Annotated in this window: 16 protein-coding genes and 3 tRNA genes; 5 read left to right on the top strand and 14 right to left on the bottom strand. The window is 74.4% G+C overall.

What is annotated here, in order from left to right; genetic code table 11:
* Positions 1 to 55 precede the first annotated feature (55 nt).
* Together ACI781_RS14410 and ACI781_RS14405 are read left to right on the top strand one after the other, a co-directional pair.
* Positions 56 to 2,137: an RNA degradosome polyphosphate kinase gene (locus tag ACI781_RS14410; protein WP_456566798.1), complete on the top strand. Its 2,082-nt coding sequence runs from the start codon at positions 56 to 58 to the stop codon at positions 2,135 to 2,137.
* Between the two features lie 4 nt (positions 2,138 to 2,141).
* Positions 2,142 to 3,059 (top strand): NUDIX hydrolase, encoded by a 918-nt coding sequence (locus ACI781_RS14405; RefSeq protein ID WP_456566797.1) that lies wholly within the window; start codon positions 2,142 to 2,144, stop codon positions 3,057 to 3,059.
* Between the two features lie 67 nt (positions 3,060 to 3,126).
* Here the strand turns inward: ACI781_RS14405 and leuD are convergent, their stop codons facing one another.
* Together leuD and leuC are read right to left on the bottom strand one after the other, a co-directional pair.
* A complete protein-coding gene (leuD, locus tag ACI781_RS14400) occupies positions 3,127 to 3,732 on the bottom strand; it encodes a 3-isopropylmalate dehydratase small subunit (RefSeq protein ID WP_456566796.1) in 606 nt (201 codons plus the stop codon).
* Positions 3,733 to 3,748: 16 nt separating this feature from the next.
* The gene (gene leuC, locus ACI781_RS14395; RefSeq protein WP_456566795.1) at positions 3,749 to 5,185 is read right to left on the bottom strand and encodes a 3-isopropylmalate dehydratase large subunit; all 1,437 of its coding nucleotides are present in this window, start codon (positions 5,183 to 5,185) and stop codon (positions 3,749 to 3,751) included.
* 81 nt (positions 5,186 to 5,266) lie between these two features.
* Between leuC and ACI781_RS14390 the strand changes: the two genes are divergently transcribed.
* Together ACI781_RS14390 and ACI781_RS14385 are read left to right on the top strand one after the other, a co-directional pair.
* Positions 5,267 to 5,929: an IclR family transcriptional regulator gene (locus tag ACI781_RS14390; protein ID WP_456566794.1), complete on the top strand. Its 663-nt coding sequence runs from the start codon at positions 5,267 to 5,269 to the stop codon at positions 5,927 to 5,929.
* 46 nt (positions 5,930 to 5,975) lie between these two features.
* Complete coding sequence (locus ACI781_RS14385; RefSeq protein WP_456566793.1) at positions 5,976 to 7,085, top strand: sulfite oxidase; 1,110 nt, start codon at positions 5,976 to 5,978, stop codon at positions 7,083 to 7,085.
* Here the strand turns inward: ACI781_RS14385 and ACI781_RS14380 are convergent.
* From ACI781_RS14380 to ACI781_RS14330, 11 genes are all read right to left on the bottom strand, one after another.
* Complete coding sequence (locus ACI781_RS14380) at positions 7,082 to 7,705, bottom strand: class I SAM-dependent methyltransferase (RefSeq protein ID WP_456566792.1); 624 nt, start codon at positions 7,703 to 7,705, stop codon at positions 7,082 to 7,084. The two genes, ACI781_RS14385 and ACI781_RS14380, sit on opposite strands and share 4 nt — an antisense overlap.
* 51 nt (positions 7,706 to 7,756) lie before the next feature.
* A complete protein-coding gene (locus ACI781_RS14375; protein ID WP_456566791.1) occupies positions 7,757 to 8,077 on the bottom strand; it encodes a hypothetical protein in 321 nt (106 codons plus the stop codon).
* Between the two features lie 10 nt (positions 8,078 to 8,087).
* A complete protein-coding gene (locus tag ACI781_RS14370; RefSeq protein ID WP_456566790.1) occupies positions 8,088 to 9,770 on the bottom strand; it encodes a sodium:solute symporter family protein in 1,683 nt (560 codons plus the stop codon).
* A gap of 27 nt (positions 9,771 to 9,797) precedes the next feature.
* Positions 9,798 to 10,964, bottom strand: a complete 1,167-nt coding sequence (galK, locus tag ACI781_RS14365) for a galactokinase (RefSeq protein WP_456566789.1) — start codon at positions 10,962 to 10,964, stop codon at positions 9,798 to 9,800.
* Entirely contained in the window at positions 10,961 to 12,052 is a 1,092-nt protein-coding gene (galT, locus tag ACI781_RS14360; RefSeq protein WP_456566788.1) for a galactose-1-phosphate uridylyltransferase, read from the bottom strand. The genes galK and galT overlap by 4 nt, the downstream gene beginning before the upstream one ends.
* 161 nt (positions 12,053 to 12,213) lie before the next feature.
* Positions 12,214 to 12,286, bottom strand: a tRNA-Glu gene (locus ACI781_RS14355).
* A gap of 105 nt (positions 12,287 to 12,391) precedes the next feature.
* Positions 12,392 to 12,464 (bottom strand) — tRNA-Glu (locus ACI781_RS14350).
* 45 nt (positions 12,465 to 12,509) lie between these two features.
* A tRNA-Gln gene (locus ACI781_RS14345) sits at positions 12,510 to 12,581 on the bottom strand.
* A gap of 73 nt (positions 12,582 to 12,654) precedes the next feature.
* Positions 12,655 to 13,557, bottom strand: a complete 903-nt coding sequence (locus ACI781_RS14340) for a CPBP family intramembrane glutamic endopeptidase (protein WP_456566787.1) — start codon at positions 13,555 to 13,557, stop codon at positions 12,655 to 12,657.
* Positions 13,558 to 13,928: 371 nt separating this feature from the next.
* Complete coding sequence (gene gltX, locus ACI781_RS14335; protein WP_456566786.1) at positions 13,929 to 15,419, bottom strand: glutamate--tRNA ligase; 1,491 nt, start codon at positions 15,417 to 15,419, stop codon at positions 13,929 to 13,931.
* Positions 15,416 to 16,228: a fumarylacetoacetate hydrolase family protein gene (locus ACI781_RS14330; protein ID WP_456566785.1), complete on the bottom strand. Its 813-nt coding sequence runs from the start codon at positions 16,226 to 16,228 to the stop codon at positions 15,416 to 15,418. Before ACI781_RS14330 ends, gltX begins: the two co-directional genes overlap by 4 nt.
* Before the next feature lie 66 nt (positions 16,229 to 16,294).
* Here ACI781_RS14330 and ACI781_RS14325 point away from each other — a divergent pair, with 66 nt between their 5' ends.
* The gene (locus ACI781_RS14325; protein ID WP_456566784.1) at positions 16,295 to 16,675 is read left to right on the top strand and encodes a VOC family protein; all 381 of its coding nucleotides are present in this window, start codon (positions 16,295 to 16,297) and stop codon (positions 16,673 to 16,675) included.
* Between the two features lie 146 nt (positions 16,676 to 16,821).
* Here ACI781_RS14325 and cimA read toward each other — a convergent pair whose 3' ends face one another.
* On the bottom strand, positions 16,822 to 18,423 hold the full coding sequence (gene cimA / locus ACI781_RS14320; protein WP_456566783.1) for a citramalate synthase: 1,602 nt from the start codon (positions 18,421 to 18,423) through the stop codon (positions 16,822 to 16,824).
* Between the last annotated feature and the right edge of the window lie 56 nt (positions 18,424 to 18,479).

Below are 18,479 nucleotides of genomic sequence, written 5' to 3'. Positions count from 1 at the left end.
GCGCACCCCTCGCTTCGGTCACTCGCCGTTCACCTCCCTGCGGCACGATGAACCCGTGGCCGAGACGACGACCGAGACCCCCGCTGCCCGTGCCGAGCTCCCCGCCGACCGGTTCCTCAACCGGGAGCTGTCGTGGCTGGACTTCAACGCCCGGGTGCTCGAGCTCGCCGAGGACGACGGCCTGCCCCTGCTGGAGCGCATGAAGTTCCTGGCGATCTTCGCCAGCAACCTCGACGAGTTCTTCATGGTCCGCATCGCCGGCCTCAAGCGGCGGCAGAGCACCGGGCTGACGGTGCGCTCCCCCGACGGGCTGACCATCCGCGAGCAGCTGGCGCGGGTCACCGAGCGCACCCAGGAGCTGGTGCACCGGCACGCGCAGTGCTTCGCCACCGACGTGCGGCCGATGCTGGAGGCCGCGGGCATCCGGATCGTGCACTGGGACGACCTGGCCGACGCCGAGGCGCTGCGGCTGCGCGAGTACTTCCGCGACCAGGTGTTCCCGGTCCTCACCCCGCTGGCGGTCGACCCGGCGCACCCGTTCCCCTACATCAGCGGGCTGTCGCTCAACCTCGCCGTCTCCGTGCGCGACCCCGACACCGGCGCGCCCCGCTTCGCCCGGCTCAAGGTGCCCAACAACGTGCCGCGCTTCGTGCAGGTGTCCGCGGGGGACCAGCAGGCGACCTTCCTCCCGCTGGAGGACCTCATCGCCGCGCACCTTCCGCAGCTGTTCCCCGGCCTGGACGTGCTGGACCACCACCTGTTCCGCGTCACCCGCAACGCCGACCTCGAGGTCGAGGAGGACCGCGACGAGGACCTGCTGCAGGCGCTGGAGCGCGAGCTGGCCCGCCGCCGGTTCGGCCCGGCCGTGCGGCTGGAGGTCCACGAGACGATGGACCCGCGCATCCTCGACGTCCTGGTGTCGGAGCTGGAGGTCGACCCGCAGGACGTCGTCACCGTCCCGGGGCTGCTCGACCTGGCCGCGCTTATGGCGCTGTACGACCTGGACCGGCCCGAGCTCAAGGACGAGCCGTTCGTGCCGGCCACGCACCCGCGCCTGTCCGAGGGCGAGACCCCCAAGAGCGTCTTCGCCACCCTGCGCGAGGGCGACGTGCTGGTCCACCACCCGTACCACTCGTTCGCCACCAGCGTGCAGCGCTTCATCGAGCAGGCCGCCGCCGACCCGAACGTGCTGGCGATCAAGCAGACGCTGTACCGCACCTCGGGTGACTCGCCGATCGTCAACGCGCTGATCGACGCGGCGGCCTCGGGCAAGCAGGTCGTCGTCCTCGTCGAGATCAAGGCCCGCTTCGACGAGGAGGCCAACATCTCCTGGGCGCGCGAGCTGGAGCGGGCCGGCTGCCACGTCGTCTACGGCCTGGTCGGGTTGAAGACCCACTGCAAGACCGCCCTGGTCGTCCGCCGGGAGGGCGGGGTCATCCGCCGCTACTGCCACATCGGGACCGGCAACTACAACCCGAAGACGGCCCGGATCTACGAGGACCTGGGCATCCTGACCGCCGACCCACGGGTCGGCGCCGACCTCACCGACCTGTTCAACACGCTGACCGGCTACTCCCGGCAGACGACCTACCGCCAGCTGATGGTCGCCCCGAACGGCGTCCGGTCGGGGCTGGTGGAGAAGATCCGCCGCGAGGCCCGGCACGCCGAGGAGGGCCGCACCGCCGGCATCCGGATCAAGGTGAACTCGCTGGTCGACGAGCAGGTCATCGACGCCCTCTACGCCGCCTCGTGCGCGGGGGTGCCGGTGGAGCTGTTCATCCGCGGCATCTGCGCGCTGCGGCCGGGGGTGGCGGGGATGTCGGAGAACATCCGCGTGCACTCCATCGTGGGCCGCTTCCTCGAGCACTCCCGCGTCTTCCACTTCCGCAACGGCGGCGAGGGCGAGTGGTGGATCGGCAGCGCCGACCTCATGCACCGCAACCTCGACCGGCGGGTGGAGGTGCTGCTGCGGGTGTGCGACGAGCACGCGCAGCGCCAGCTGGGGGCCATGTTCGACTCGGCGATGGCGCCCGACGTGCGCTGCTGGGAGCTCGGCCCCGACGCCCGCTGGACCCGCCGCGACGGCCGCGACCACCAGGCCGGCCTCATCGCCGGCGTGGTCGAGTCGGCGGTCTGAGCCGATGGCCGGGACGGTGATCGCGGCCGCCGGCGGGGCGGTGTGGCGGCGGGCCGGCGACGGGGGCGTCGAGACGGCGGTGGTGCACCGGCCGCGCTACGACGACTGGTCGCTGCCCAAGGGGAAGGTCGACGGCGGCGAGGCGCTGCTGGAGACCGCCGTCCGCGAGGTCGTCGAGGAGACCGGGCTGTCCGTCGTCGTCGGGCGGCGCAGCCGGCGCATCGAGTACCCGGTCGACGGCAGCACCAAGCGGGTCGACTACTGGCTGATGGAGGCCGTGGGCGGCGCGTTCGAGGCGGGCGAGGAGACCGACGAGCTGCGCTGGCTGCCGCTGGACGAGGCCGCCGCGCTGGTCACCCACGACCACGACCGCGACGTGCTGGCCGACCTGGCGCGCACCGACGTCCCCCGCTCCCCCACCCTGCTGCTGGTGCGCCACGCGCGGGCGGGCAGCCGGTCGGAGTGGGACGGCGACGACGACCTGCGCCCGCTGGACGGCAAGGGCCGCCGGCAGGCGCGGCAGCTCGCGCGGGTGCTGCCGCTGTTCGCGCCGACGGCGGTGCTGTCGGCCGAGCGCACCCGCTGCCGGGAGACGGTGGAGCCCCTCGCCGAGTCGCTCGGGCTGCCGGTGCAGGCGCTGCCCGAGGTGGGCGAGGAGGAGTTCGAGGCCGATCCGCAGGCGGCGATGGCGGCGGTCGAGCGGTTCCTCGAGCCGCGGCCGACCCCCGGCGTCACCGTGGTGTGCAGCCAGGGCGGCGCGATCCCGTCGATCCTCATGGCCCTCGGGGTGCGCTGGGCGGGGGTGGCCGGTGCGCTGTGGCCGCCGGCGGCCAAGGGCAGCACCTGGGTGCTCGGCGGCCACCCGGGCGCGCTGCTGGCCGACTACTACCGCGACGTCGCCCCCGAGGACCCGGGGGCCTGAGGCATGGGAAGCGATCCCCACGTCCCGGAGCGCAGGACGTGGGGATCGCTTCCCATGCCGGGGGCGGTCAGGCCGGGAGCGCCGGGAGGGCCTTCGGCTTCCAGGACGGGCGGGCGGACTCGTACGCCTGGATGTCGTCGAGGTGCCGCTCGGTGAGGCCGACGTCGTCCAGCCCCTCCAGCAGCCGCCAGCGGACGTAGTCGTCGATGTCGAAGGACACCGAGTGGCCGGCGTACCGGACCTCCTTGGCCCGCAGGTCGACGGTGACCGGCAGCGCCGGGTCGGCCTCGATAGCGGTCCACAGCGCCTCGACCTCGTCCTGCGGCAGGATCACCGTGAGCAGGCCGGCCTTGGTCGAGTTGTTGCGGAAGATGTCGGCGAAGCGCGAGCTGATGACCACGCGGAAGCCGCCGTCGAGCAGCGCCCAGTTCGCGTGCTCGCGCGAGGAGCCCGTCCCGAAGTCCGGGCCGGCCACCAGAATCGAGGCGTCCTGGTACTGCGGCTGGTTGAGCACGAAGTCCGGCTCGTTGGTCCGCCAGGCGACGAACAGGCCGTCCTCGAAGCCGGTCCGGGTGATCCGCTTGAGGTACTCGGCCGGGATGATCTGGTCGGTGTCGACGTTGCTGCGGCGCAGCGGGGCGGCCGTGCCGGTGTGGGTGGTGAAGGCGTCCATGGCAGAACTCCAGCGGTCAGGCGTCGGCGGACGCGAGGTCGGCGGGGGCGGTGAGCCTCCCGGTGAGGGCGGTGGCAGCCGCGACGGCCGGGGACACCAGGTGGGTGCGCCCGCCCTTGCCCTGCCGGCCCTGGAAGTTGCGGTTGCTGGTGGAGGCCGACCGCTCCCCCGGCGCGAGCTGGTCGGGGTTCATGCCCAGGCACATCGAGCACCCGGCCCCGCGCCACTCGGCGCCGGCCTCGGTGAAGACCCGGTCCAGGCCCTCGGCCTCGGCCTGCGCCTTGACCGCGACCGACCCGGGGACGACGAGCATGCGGGTGCTCGCGTCGATGCGCCGGCCGCGCAGCAGCTCGGCGGCGACCCGCAGGTCCTCGATCCGGCCGTTGGTGCAGGACCCGAGGAAGACGGTGTCGACCTCGACCTCGCGCAGCGGCGTGCCGGGGGTCAGGCCCATGTAGGCCAGCGCGCCCTCGACGTCGCGGCGCTCGTTCTCGTCGGCGAAGTCGGCCGGGTCGGGCACCCGCTCGCCGATGGGCAGGCCCTGCCCGGGGTTGGTGCCCCAGGTGACGAACGGGGTGAGCGAGGCGGCGTCGATGTGCACCTCGCGGTCGAAGACGGCGCCCTCGTCGGTGCGCAGCGTCGACCAGTACTCGACCGCGGCGTCCCAGTCCGCACCCTGCGGGGCGTGCGGCTTGCCCTGGAGGAAGTCGAAGGTGGTCCGGTCCGGGGCGATCAGCCCCGCCTTGGCGCCGGCCTCGATCGACATGTTGCAGATGGTCATCCGGGCCTCCATCGACATCTTCTCGATGGCGCTGCCGCGGTACTCGATGACGTGGCCCTGGCCGCCGCCGGTGCCGATCTGGGCGATGACGGCGAGGATCACGTCCTTGGCGCTGACGCCGGGGGGCAGCTCGCCGTCGACGGTGACCGCCATCTGCTTCGGGCGGTACTGCGGCAGGGTCTGGGTGGCCAGCACGTGCTCGACCTCGCTGGTGCCGATGCCGAAGGCGAGCGCGCCGAAGGCACCGTGGGTCGAGGTGTGGCTGTCGCCGCAGACGATCGTCATGCCCGGCTGGGTCAGCCCCAGCTGCGGGCCGATCACGTGCACGATGCCCTGGTCGCGGTCGCCCATCGGGGCCAGCCGGATGCCGAACTCCGCGGCGTTGCGGCGCAGCGCCTCGACCTGCGCGCGGCTCACCGGGTCGGCGATCGGCGCGAGGATGTCGAGGGTGGGGACGTTGTGGTCCTCGGTCGCCATCGTGAGGTCGGGCCGGCGCACCCGGCGCCCGGCGGCCCGGAGACCGTCGAAGGCCTGGGGGCTGGTCACCTCGTGCACGAGGTGCAGGTCGATGTAGAGCAGGTCGGGCTCGCCCTCGGTGCTGCGCACGACGTGGGCGTCGTAGACCTTCTCGGCCAGGGTCTTCGGCACGGTGGTGTCCCTCTCGGTGAGCACGTCCCCCTGGTTTCTCACGCAGTGGGATGCGAGTATTGCTGTGTGGGACAGCCTAACCCCGTTGCCGTTCTCGACAAAGCCGTGGCCATCCTCCGCGCCGTCGCCGAGGAACCGGCCACGCTCGCCGAGCTCGTCGCCCGCACCGGCCTGCCGCGGGCGACCGCGCACCGGCTGGCGGTCGCGCTCGAGGGCCACCGGCTCGTGCGGCGCACCGACGCCGGGGCGTGGGCGCCCGGGCCGGGGCTGGCCGAGCTCAACCGCGGCGGCGCCGACCTGGGCGAGCTGGCCGGGCGGCACCTGGTGACCCTGCGCGACAGCAGCGGGGAGAGCGCCCAGTTCTACGTGCGCGACGGCGCGGCGCGCGTCTGCATCGCCGCGGCCGAGCGCACCTCCGGGCTGCGCGACACCGTGCCGGTCGGCGCCCGGCTGCCGATGACGGCGGGGTCGGCCGCGCACGCGCTGCTGGCCTTCGCCCCCGCCGACGAGGTGACGCCGCTGCTGCCCGCCGCGAGCTTCACCGCCCGCACGCTGCTCGACGTCCGCCGGCGCGGCTGGGCGCACAGCATCGCCGAGCGCGAGCCCGGCGTGGCGTCCCTGTCCGCGCCGGTGCGCGACGCCACCGGCGGGGTCCTCGGCGCGGTGTCGATCAGCGGCCCCGTCGAGCGGCTCGGCCGGCGCCCGTCCCCGGAGGTCGTCACCGCGGTGCTCGAGGCCGCCGGCGCGATCGGCCGCGCCGCCCGCTGAGGAAGGACCCTTCCCTCGCGGGCGCCCCCGGCGTACACACCCCGGCATGACCGTCACCGACACCGCGGCCACGGGCCGCGCCCGGATCGCCGCGCCCGGCGAGGGCATCGGGCTCGACGAGCTGGCCCTGGCCACCCGCAACCACGGCCTGCCCCTGGAGGCGTTGCGCTACGACGTCACCCCGCCCGGCCTGCACTACGTCCTGACCCACTACGACATCCCCGCGGTCGACCCGCGCACCTGGCGGCTGCAGGTCACCGGCGCCGTCGACCGGCCGCTCACCCTGGACCTGACCGCGCTGCGGGCCCGGCCCGCGCTGACCTCGCGGGTGACCCTGGAGTGTGCCGGCAACGGGCGGGCCCGGTTCGCGCCGCGGCCGGTCAGCCAGCCGTGGCTGCTCGAGGCGGTGGGCACCGCCGCGTGGACCGGCACCTCCCTGGCCGGGCTGCTGACCGAGGCCGGGGTCTCGCCCCGAGCGGTCGACGTCGTCCTCACCGGCGCCGACCACGGCGTCGAGCGCGGCGTGGAGCAGGACTACGCGCGGGCGCTGCCGGTGGCCGAGGCGCTGCGCCCCGACGTCCTGCTGGCCTGGGGGATGGACGGCGCGGACCTCCCGCCGCAGCACGGGGCGCCCCTGCGGCTCGTCGTCCCCGGCTGGTACGGCATGGCACACGTGAAGTGGCTGACCCGCATCGAGGTCCTGGAGCGGCCCTTCGAGGGCTTCCAGAACGCGACGGCCTACCGGCTGGCGGTCGACCGCGACGACCCCGGCGTCCCGGTGGACCGGATCCGCCCGCGCGCGCTGATGGCCCCGCCCGGCTGGCCGGACTTCATGACCCGCGAGCGGTTCCTGCGGCCGGGCCCGGTGGTGCTGACCGGCCGCGCCTGGTCGGGGCGGGCACCGGTCGTCTCGGTCGAGGTCAGCAGCGACGGCGGTGACACCTGGACCGCCGCGGAGCTGGCCCCCGTCGACCCGGCGCACCCCGCCGCCTGGCGGGCCTGGTCGTGCCCGTGGACGGCGGTCCCCGGCCGGCACGAGCTGGTCGTCCGGGCCGCCGACGCCGAGGGCGCCCAGCCGCTGGAGCAGGAGTGGAACCGCCAGGGCATGGCGAACAACCTGGTGCAGCGGGTGCCGGTGACGGTGGCCGGGAGCTAGTCGCGGCGGGCGGCCGCCACGTCCAGCGGGCGCACCAGCGCCGGCGCCTGCGGCAGCCGCGACCGGACGACGTCGTCGACGGTGAAGCCGGCCCGCCGGAGGGCGGCCGTGGTGTCGCGGTTGGGGTGGCAGCCGTCGGCGACCCACCCCCACGGGCGCTCCAGGCGGTCCTGCCAGCGGACGAGCCGCCCGCCGTCGCCCCGGACGTGCTCGAGGTAGAGCAGCGTCCCGCCGGGGCGCAGCACGCGGTGGATCTCGGCGACGGCCCGCGGGGGGTCGGCGACGCTGCACAGGACGAGCGTGGAGACCACCGTGTCGAAGGACGCGTCGGGGAACGGCAGCGACTCGGCCGGGGCCTCGACCACCTCCGCCGAACGTCCCGGCGTCTCCGCGGCGAGCCGCTCGCGCAGCCGCCGGGCCATGTACGGGCTCGGCTCGGTCAGCACCAGGCGGGTCACCGCGTCCGGGTACAGGACGACGTTGCGCCCCGTGCCCGCGCCGACCTCGAGCACCTCGCCGCGCGCCCGGGTGAGGAGCTCCGCTCGCATCTCCCGCAGACCCGCGTCCTCGGTGCCCTGCATGAAGCGGTCGTACACCGCCGCGAACAGCCGGCTGGCCACGGTGGGGAGGCTACGCCCGCCGCGGCCCCCCGGGACCCGCCTCGCGCGCCGTCAGTGCGGGGCGTGCCCCGGTGCCGCGCCCGTGCCGTCGTCGGTGCCCTCCCCCGGGGCGTGGGTCGGCTCGACCACGATCGGCCGCCACCTCGTCCAGAGGAAGAAGCCCAGGGCGACGACCACCATCGCGAGCCCGGCCCAGAGGTTGGCGTTCACCCCGCCGGTCTTCTCCCGGTCGGCGGCGGTCTCGCCGAACAGGCCGACGACCACCAGGACGACGCCGTAGAAGCCGATCAGCGCGGCGATCACGTTGCGGACGTCGAACGCCCCGGCGGCGTGCTTGCGGCCGGAGGACTGCTCCACGGGCGTGCTGCTCATCGAGGGCTCCTCAGCGGAAGATCAGGTTCAGGGCGATGACCATGACCAGCGAGATGCCCGCCAGCTTGGTCGGCGACTGGTACCAGGGCAGCCGGTGCGCGTCCGGGTCGGTGCGCTGCTCCTTGGGGGTCTCGGAGTAGACGAGGCCGACGAGCGCCTCCACCGGCTTGGGCGCCGTCACCTGGGTGACCGCGACGCTGACCAGGATGTCGACGGCGAACGCCGCGCCGGCGGCCACGAAGCTGGCGCCCTGCCCGCTGAGCGGGAGCGCGCCCGTCGACAGCGAGCCCAGCGCGTCCTCGCTGAGGATGGCGACGACCACGGCGGCCAGGGTGCCCGACACCAGGCCGGTCCACCCGGCGGTCGCCGTCATCCGCTTCCAGAACATGCCGAGGATGAACGTGGCGAACAGCGGCGCGTTGAAGAAGCCGAACAGCGTCTGCAGGTAGTCCATCAGGTTGCTGTAGCCCGACGCGATGAGCGCCGTCCCGATGGCGATGACCGTGGCCCCGACGGTCGCCCAGCGGCCGATGTTCAGGTAGTAGCCGTCGGGCCGGTCCTTCTTCACGTACTGCTGCCAGATGTCGTAGCTGAACACCGTGTTGAAGGCCGAGATGTTGGCCGCCATGCCGGCCATGAAGGCCGCCAGCAGACCGGCGATCGCGACCCCGAGCAGCCCGTTGGGCAGCACGCTCGCGATCAGCGCGAGGATCGAGTCGTTGTAGTCGAGGTTGCTCTCCTGGCCGGCCTTGAGCTGCTCGATGCCCGGCACGAGGACGGCGGCGATCATGCCCGGGATCACCACGACGAACGGGATGAACATCTTCGGGAACGACCCGATGATCGGGGTGCTGCGCGCCGCGGACATCGACTTGGTCGCCATCGCCCGCTGGACCTCGACGAAGTTCGTCGTCCAGTAGCCGAACGAGAGCACGAACCCGAGGCCGAACACGATGCCGATGACCGACCAGAAGGAACTGGTGAAGCCGGTCAGGTCGGTGCCCGGCCAGGAGCTGAGGTCGCTCTCGTTGCCCGCGTCGGTGATCTCGTCGACGAGGCCGCCGACGCCGCCGACCCGGTGCAGCCCGATGAGGGTCAGCGGGGTGAGCGCCGCGACGATCACGAAGAACTGCAGCACCTCGTTGTAGATCGCCGCGGAGAGGCCGCCGAGGGTGATGTAGCTGAGCACGATCGCCGCCGCGACCACCAGCGACAGCCACAGCGGCCAGCCCAGCAGCGCCTCGACGATGCTGGCCAGCAGGTACAGGTTGATGCCGGCGATGAGCACCTGGGCGACGGCGAAGCTGATCGCGTTCACCAGGTGGGCACCGGTGCCGAAGCGCCGGCGCATGAACTCCGGCACGCTGCGGACCTTCGACCCGTAGTAGAAGGGCATCATCACGACGCCGAGGAACAGCATCGCCGGGACGGCGCCGATCCAGAAGTAGTGCATGGTCGGCATGCCGTACTGGGCGCCGTTGGCCGACATGCCGACGATCTCGACGGCGCCGAGGTTGGCCGAGATGAAGGCCAGGCCGGTGACCCAGGCCGGCAGCGAGCGGCCCGAGAGGAAGAAGTCCAGGCTGTCGGACACCCGGCGGCGAGCGGCGAAACCGATCATCAGCACGACGGCGAAGTAGACGACGACGAGCAGGTAGTCGACCGGCTCGGCGTCGAGGCGCAGTTCGTCCACGCGGACCTCCTAGTCCTGGTGCGGTGTTCAGGTGAGCCGGCGGGCCCCCGGTCCCGGCGCGACGAGGGAGGTGCGGGGCGGCGGGTACCCCTCTTCCCGGAATCGACGCGTGATCACCTCGGTCACCCGATCGACGGACCCCGCCTCGGCCAGCACGATCGCGCTGCCGCCGAATCCGCCGCCGACCATGCGGGCCCCGGCGGCCCCGGCGTCCACGGCGGCGGCCACGGCCGTGTCGAGCTCCGGCGTGGAGATCTGGAAGTCCTCGCGCAGCGAGGCGTGACCGGCGGTGAGGACGGCGCCGACGGCCCGCGGGTCCCCGGTGCCGCGCAGCACCTCGACGACCCGGAGCACGCGGGCGTCCTCGGTGACGACGTGCCGCGCGCGGCGGAGCAGGACCGCGCCGTCGTCGGTCCCGTCGTCCAGCGGCGCCAGGGCGGCGACGTCCGGGACGTCGCGCAGCGCCGGCACGCCCAGCCGCTCGGCCGCCCGGGCGCACTCGCGCCGGCGGTCCCCGTAGCCGCCGGTGGCGTGGCTGTGCGTCGTCCCGGTGTCGACGACGAGCAGCACCAGCCCGGCCGCCTCGAGGTCCAGCGGGACCTGCTCGCTGCTGCGGTCGCGGGTGTCGAGGAACAGCGCGTGCCCGGCGGTGCACAGCAGCGACGCCGACTGGTCGAGGATGCCGGTCGGGGCCCCGACGAAGTCGTTCTCGGCCGAGCGGGCGACGTCCACCAGGTCGGCGCGGGCCAGCTCCGGCGCGGCCAGGTCCCGCAGCGCCAGCGCCACCGAGCACGACAGCGCCGCCGACGACGACAGGCCCATGCCGGCCGGGACGTCGCCGTCGACCAGCACGCTCACCCCGCCCGGCACCCGCTCGCGCAGGACCTGCACCACCCCGGCCGGGTAGCCGGCCCAGCCGGGCGGGTTGCCCGGCGCGAGGTCGGCCAGGGCGAGCTCCGCCCGCTGGTCCGGGTGCTGCACCGAGACCAGCGCGAGCCGGCCGTCGTCGCGGCGGCCCACCGCGGCGCGGGTCGTCTGCTGCAGCGCCACGGGCAGCACGAGGCCCTCGTTGTAGTCGGTGTGCTCGCCGATCACGTTCACCCGGCCCGGCGCGGCCCACACGCCCTCGGGCTCGGCGTCGAAGGCGGCGACGAACGCGGCCCGGGCGGCGGCGCCCAGCTCGGCGTCGCTCACGGCAGGACCACCGCCCGCAGCTGCTCGGCGACGTCCTCGGGATCGGTGTCGCTGATGAAGGCGCCCATGCCCGACTCCGAGCCGGCCAGGTACTTCAGCTTCCCCGGCGCCCGGCGGAGGCTGAACAGCTGCAGGTGCAGCCACCAGTCCTCGCGGCCGCGGCGCACCGGGGCCTGGTTCCAGGCGGCGATGTAGTTCATCGGCTCGTCGAAGCGGTGGGCGAAGCGGCCCAGCGCGTCGCGCAGCACCTCGGCCAGGGAGTCGCGTTCGGCCGCGGTCAGCGCGGGCAGGTCCGGGACCCGCCGGTGCGGGAACAGCTGGAGCTCGTAGGGCCAGCGGGCGGCGGCGGGGACGAACGCCGTCCAGTGCTCGCCGGCGGTCACGACGCGCGGGCCGCCGCGCTCGGCCGCGACCACCTCGGCGAACAGGTCCCCGCCGGCGGCCCGGTGCCGCTCGACCGAGGCGAGCACCCGCTCGGCACGGGCCGGGAGGTAGGAGTAGCCGTACACCTGGCCGTGGGGGTGGGACAGGGTCACCCCGATCTCCTCGCCGTGGTTCTCGAACGGGAAGACGTACTCGACGCCCTCGAGGGCCGACAGCGCCTCGGTGCGGTCGGCCCAGACGTCGACCAGCAGCCGCAGCCGCTCGGGCGACAGGTCGGCGGGGGCCCGGTCGTGGTCGCTGGTGAAGACGACGACCTCGCAGCGCCCGAGCCCCGGCCGCTGGGCCGCGTGCGGGGCGCCCGGTGCGGCCGGTGGCACGTCGCGGTCGACGCCGGTGGCCAGCGACGGGAACCGGTTCTCGAAGACGACGACCTGGTAGTCGGCGTCGGGCACCTCGGTCGGCGGGCGGCCGGGCCGGGTGGGGCACAGCGGGCACTCGTCGGCCGGCGGCAGGAAGGTGCGGGTCTGGCGGTGCGCCGCGTAGGCCACCCACTCCCCCAGCAGCGCGTCCCAGCGCAGCCGCGAGCGCGTGCCGACCGGCGGGAGGTCGCGCCGGTCGGGGGCGTCGTGGGTCGCGGTCGAACCATCGGCGTCGTAGTAGACGATCTCGCGCCCGTCGGCCAGCACGCGACTGGTCCGGATCACCGTCCACCCCGCATCCCTGCCGCCCCCGGGCGGGGCCGCGCCGTCCAGGAACGCTAGTCCCGCTGCAGGTCAGCCGCCTGGCGAGCAGCGGCGGCCGCGAACGGGCCGGCCCCGGGGACGGCGAGAGCCCCCGGCCGGGGGGCCGGGGGCTCTCGTACGCGTAGCCCCGAAGGGATTCGAACCCTCGCTACCGCCGTGAGAGGGCGGCGTCCTGGGCCGCTAGACGACGGGGCCGTGCGTTCCCCATCCTGCCACGCCCCCGGCCGGCACCGGCGGGCGGGGGTCCACCCCCGGGAACGGCGAGAGCCCCCGGCCGGGGGCCGGGGGCTCTCGCGTGCGTAGCCCCGAAGGGATTCGAACCCTCGCTACCGCCGTGAGAGGGCGGCGTCCTGGGCCGCTAGACGACGGGGCCGTGCAGTGGTGCGTGAGTGCGCCGCTCCGGAGAGCGGCGTCCTCGCTGGGGTACCAGGACTCGAACCTAGACTAACGGAACCAGAAACCGTCGGGCTGCCAATTACCCCATACCCCAAGGGTCGTGCACGCCTCGCGGCGCAGGTACGACCATACCCGACGCCGGTGACGGGTCGACGCACCCCCCCTCCTCAGCGGTGTGCCGCGGCGGGTGGGGGCCGGAGGTCCAGCGCCGGGGTCCGCAGGTCCGGCGGCCGCCGGGCGGCCAGGCGGTGCACCAGCGCGACGTAGGCCACCAGGGCGAGCACGTCGAGGACGACGGTCAGCAGCCCGCCCCAACCGGTGACGACCGAGTCGGCCGGCACGCCCTCCCCCAGCACGCCGGCGAGGGCGAAGACCAGGACGTTGTTCACCGCGTGCAGGACGATCGCCGCCTCGAGACCGCCGGTGAGCCGCACCACCGCCGAGGCGGCCAGCCCGAAGGCGAACCGGTCGAGGAACAGCAGGACGTCGCCCGGGAGGTGGGCCAGCGAGAACAGCGTGGCCGTCAGGAGGGCAGCCGCGAGTTCCCCCGCGCGCTCGCGCCCCACCCAGGCCGCGATCGCCTGGCTCAGGTAGCCCCGGAAGACGTACTCCTCGGCGGCCGACTGCAGCGGGGTGGTGAGCAGCACGACGACCATGAGCGGCAGCGCGGAGCCGGCCGGCCCGGGCACCTCCACCGGCCCGTCCCAGGCGAGCCCGAGGGCCACCTGCAGCGCCAGCGCGACACCCAGGACCAGCAGCGCCGGGGGCACCCAGCGCAGCAGCAGGTCCCAACGCAACCTGCTCCGCACCGAGGAGGAGGACCCCTTCGGCATCGAGTGCACCGCGACCCAGCTCAGCCACACCACCGGGATCGCGACGGCCAGGCCGAGGTTGGTGACCAGCAGGACCCAGGGGTCGGTGAGGTCGTCGAACGCGGGGTCGAACGAGCCGCCGGCGACCAGCCCGACCGCGCCGAGGAAGACGACGGCGGTGGCGGCCACCAGGTAGGTGCCGGCCAGCACCAGCAGACCCAGCAGCGGCGTCCACCAACGCCACGTCCGGGACCTCATCATCAGCGCGTACGGCGTGGGCACGTCGTGCGGCGGCGGATCGGGCCACGGCGGCGCGGCCCACGGCGGCGCACCCCACGGGGGCGGGGCACCCCAGGGCGGCGGGACACCCCAGGGCGGCGGGGCACCCCACGGCGGGGAGCTCCCCGCCGGCGTCCCCGCGGCGGGGAGCCCGGGTCCGCCCGGCAGGTGCGTGTGCGGGCCGGGCGGCATCGGCACCGGCCCCAGCGGCCAGGGCACCGGTCCCGGCGCACCGGGCGGCAGGTGCGCGGTCGGCCGGGCGCCGGGCACGAACGGGGCGGCGCCGTAGGGCCCGGTGGGCGGCGGGCCCGTGTAGGGCTCGTCCCCCTCCGCGGGCCCGCCGGCCGGTCTCATCCCCCGTGCGCCCGTGCCGCCGCGAGCCGGGCCAGCGTGCGCTCGCGGCCGAGCAGCTCGATGGACTCGTACAGCGGCGGGGACACCGTGCGGCCGCTGACGGCGACGCGCACCGGGCCGAACGCCTGCCGGGGCTTGCGCCCGAGCCCGTCGACCAGCGCCGTCCGCAGCGCCTCCTCGACGGCCGCCGTCGACCAGTCGGACAGGCCGCTCAGCGCCGCGGTGGCGGCGTCCAGCACCTCCGCCGCGTCGTCCCCGGCCAGCTGCTTGGCCGCGGCCGCCGGGTCGATCGCCACCTCGTCGGTGAACAGGAAGCCCAGCAGCCCGACCGCGTCGGACAGCACGATCATCCGCTCCTGCGCCAGCGGCGCGATCGCGCGCAGCACCCGGTCCTGCTCGGGCGTCGGCGGGTCGGCGACCAGCCCGGCGCCGGCCAGGAAGGGCGTGACCCGGGCGAGGAACTCCTCCGCCGGCAGCGCGCGCAGGTGGGTGGCGTTGATCGCCTCGGCCTTCTTGAGGTCGAAGCGCGCGGGGTTGGCGCTGACCCGGGTGACGTCGAAGGCCTCGACCATCTCGGCCACGGAGAAGACGTCGCGGTCGTCGGCGATCGCCCAGCCGAGCAGCGCCAGGTAGTTGGCGAAGCCCTCGGGCAGGAAGCCGCGCTCGCGGTAGACGTCGACGTTGGACTGCGGGTCGCGCTTGGACAGCTTCTTGCTGCCCTCGCCGGTGACGTAGGGCAGGTGCCCGAAGCGGGGGGTGCCCTGCGCGACGCCGATGTCGGTCAGCGCCTGGTAGAGCGCGATCTGGCGTGGGGTGGAGGGCAGCAGGTCCTCGCCGCGCAGCACGTCGGTGATGCCCATCAGGGCGTCGTCCACCGGGTTGACGAACGGGTACAGCGGCGCGCCGTTGCCCCGGACGAGGACGAAGTCGGGCACCGAGCCCGCGGCGAAGCGGACCTCGCCGCGCACCAGGTCGGTCCAGGCCAGGTCGGTGTCGGGCATCCGCAGCCGCAGCACCGGGGAGCGGCCCTCGTCGCGGAACGCCTGCTTCTGCGCGTCGGTGAGGAACCGGTCGGCGTTGTCGTAGCCGAGCTTGGGGTCCTGGCCCGCGGCCAGGCGCCGCGCGTCGACCTCCTCGTTGGTGGAGAACGACTCGTAGGCGTGGCCGGAGGCGAGCAGCTTCGCGGCGACCTCGCGGTAGACCTCGGACCGCTCCGACTGCCGGTAGGGCCCGTGCGGGCCGCCGACCTCGGGGCCCTCGTCCCAGTCGAGCCCGAGCCAGCGCAGGCAGTCGAGCAGGTGCCGGTAGGACTCCTCGGAGTCGCGGGCGGCGTCGGTGTCCTCGATCCGGAACACGAACGTGCCGCCGTTGTGCCGCGCGTGCGCCCAGTTGAACAGCGCCGTGCGCAGCAGGCCGACGTGCACCATGCCGGTGGGCGACGGGCAGAAGCGCGTGCGCACGCCGGCCGGGGCGGTGGGGGTCGTCATCGCGCGCCCCCGGCGGTGGAGACGGTGTCGGCGCCGGAGACGGTGCTGGTCAGCGTCCCCAGGCCCTCGATCGTGACGTCGACGCGCTGGCCGGGGGCGATGGGACCGACGCCGGACGGCGTCCCGGTGAGGACGACGTCGCCGGGCAGCAGCGTCATGACCTTCGAGATGTAGGAGATCAGCGTCGGGACGTCGAACAGCAGCTGGCTGGTGCGCCCGTCCTGGCGGAGCTCGCCGTCGACGGTGCAGGTGACCTGCAGGTCCGCCGGGTCCTTGCCGATGCCGGGCAGGTCGGTCTCGATCCAGGGGCCGAGCGGGCAGAACGAGTCGAAGCCCTTGGCGCGGGTCCACTGCCCGTCGCTGCGCTGCATGTCGCGCTCGGTCACGTCGTTGCCGATCGTGTAACCGAAGACGCTGCCGGCGACCTGCTCGGGGCTGACGTTGCGGGCACCGCGGGCGCCGATGACGACGGCGAGCTCGGCCTCGTGGTGCACGTTGGTGCTGCCCGGCGGGATGCGGATCGCGTCGCCCGGGCCGATCACCGAGGTCGAGGGCTTGAGGAACAGCAGCGGCTCCTTCGGCGCGTCGCCGGTGTTCATCTCCTTCACGTGGTCGGCGTAGTTCTTCCCGACGCAGACGACCTTGCTCGGCAGGATCGGCGAGAGCAGGCGGACGTCGGCCTGCGGGAACCGCTGCCCGGTGAAGGAGATGGTGCCGAACGGGTGGCCCTCGATCTGGGCGACCTGTCCGTCGCCGTCGAGGACACCGAAGGACATGCCGGAGGGCGAGGCGAAACGGACGATGCGCACGGGTCGAGGCTACTGACCCCCGCACCGGGCGGCGCCGCAGCCGTCCGGCGCCTACGGTCGGGCGACGTGGCCTGCCGTCTCTCCGAGATCGTCGTCGACAGCCGGGACCCCGAGGCGCTGGCCGCCTGGTGGGCGGAGGTCCTGGGGTACCGGGTGCTGGGCCGCGAGGAGGACGGCTCGGTCGAGATCGGCCCCGAGGCGGGGTTCGGGGGCCCGGCCCCCACGCTCGTCTTCGGCCCGGTCGCCGACCCGCCGCGCGCCAGGTCGCGGCTGCACGTCGACGTCAACCCGACCGACCGCGACCAGGAGGCGGAGCTGCAGCGCCTCCTGGCCCTCGGCGCGGTACCGGCCGACGTCGGCCAGACGGGTGCGGAGAGCTGGCACGTGCTGGCCGATCCGGAGGGCAACGTGTTCTGCCTGCTCCGCGCCCGCCTCGACGAGTCCTGACCGCCGGGAGCTACGACGCGGTGACGTGCAGCCCGGGGTGATGTGCACCCAGGGCGTGTTCTGAGCCCGAGAACACGCCCTGGGCGCACATCACCCGGCCCGGCACGGCCCGGGCCGGCCCGGCGCGAAGGGGCGGCGCCGGGCGGTCAGCGGTGGCGGACGGCGTAGGTCAGCGCGTCGACCAGCGCGTGCCAGCTGGCCTCGACGACGTTGTCGTGCACGCCGACCGTCGTCCACTCCCCCACCCCGTCGGTGGTGTCGATGAGGACGCGGGTGCGGGCGCTGGTGCCGCCCTTCCAGCCGAGGATGCGGACCTTGTAGTCGGCGAGCTCGACCCCGGCCAGCTGCGGGTAGCGGCCGACCAGCGCCTGGCGCAGCGCCGTGTCCAGCGCGTTGACCGGGCCGTTGCCCTCGGCGGTCGAGATGATCCGCCGCGTCGTCCCGTCCTCGTCGGGGACGTGCACCTTGACCGTCGCCTCGCCGACGACCAGGCCGTTGCCCCAGTGCTCGACGGTGGCCCGGTAGCTCTCCAGCTCGAACAGCGGCGGCGGGGCGTCGGGCAGCTCGGCGCGCAGCAGCAGCTCGAAGCTCGCGTCGGCGGCCTCGAACGACCAGCCGTCGGCCTCGAGCACCTTGACCTGGTCCACGACCCGGCCGATGGCGTCGGCCTGCCCGGTGAGGTCCACCCCCAGCTCGCGGCCCTTGAGCTCGACCGAGGCGCGCCCGGCCATCTCGGTGACCAGGATGCGCATGTCGTTGCCGACGACCGCCGGGTCCAGGTGGTTGTAGAGCTCCGGGCTGACCTTGATCGCGCTGGCGTGCAGGCCGGCCTTGTGCGCGAACGCCGAGGCACCGACGAAGGGCTGGTGGTCGTCGGGGGCGATGTTGGCCAGCTCGGCGATCGCGTGGCTCACCCGCTGCAGCTCGGGCAGGCACTCGGCGGGCACGACCGGCATGCCCATCTTGGTGACCAGGTTGGCGATCAGCTGGAAGGTGTCGGCGTTGCCGGCCCGCTCCCCGTAGCCGTTGGCCGTGCCCTGCACGTGGGTGACCCCGGCCTCGACGGCGGCCAGCGTGTTGGCGACGGCGCAGCCGGTGTCGTCCTGGCAGTGGATGCCGAGCTTCCCGGCCGTCCGGGCCCGCACGTCGGCGACCACCCGCCCCAGCGCGGTCGGCAGCATGCCGCCGTTGGTGTCGCAGAGGACCCCGACCTCCGCGCCGGCGGCGAAGGCCGCCTCCAGCACCCGGACGCCGTAGTCGGGGTCGGCGGCGTATCCGTCGAAGAAGTGCTCGCAGTCCACGAACACCCGCCGGCCGTGGGCGACGAGGTGGGCGACCGTGTCGGTCACCATCGCCAGGTTCTCCTCCAGCGTCGTGCGCAGCGCCTCGCGCACGTGCCGGACGTCGGACTTGGCGACCAGGCAGACCACCGGCGTCCCGGCGGCCAGCAGGGCGGCCACCTGCGGGTCGTCCTCGACGCGGACGCCGGCGCGGCGGGTGCTGCCGAAGGCGACCAGCACCGCGTGCCGCAGCTGCAGCTCCGTGCGGGCGCGGGCGAAGAACTCGGTGTCCTTGGGCAGCGCGCCCGGCCAGCCGCCCTCGATGTAGCCGACCCCGATCTCGTCGAGCAGCCGCGCGACGGCGAGCTTGTCGGCCACGGAGTAGCTGACGCCCTCGCGCTGCGCACCGTCGCGCAGGGTGGTGTCGAAGACGTGGAAGTCCGTGGCGGGGGTGCTGGGGGTGGTCATCGGGGCTCCGGGGGGAATCGGTCCGGACACGAAAAAGACCCCCCGGGAACGGGAGG

The sequence above is a fragment of the Blastococcus sp. SYSU D00695 genome (genome assembly GCF_054050555.1).
This window is presented reverse-complemented; position numbering and strand designations above follow the sequence as displayed.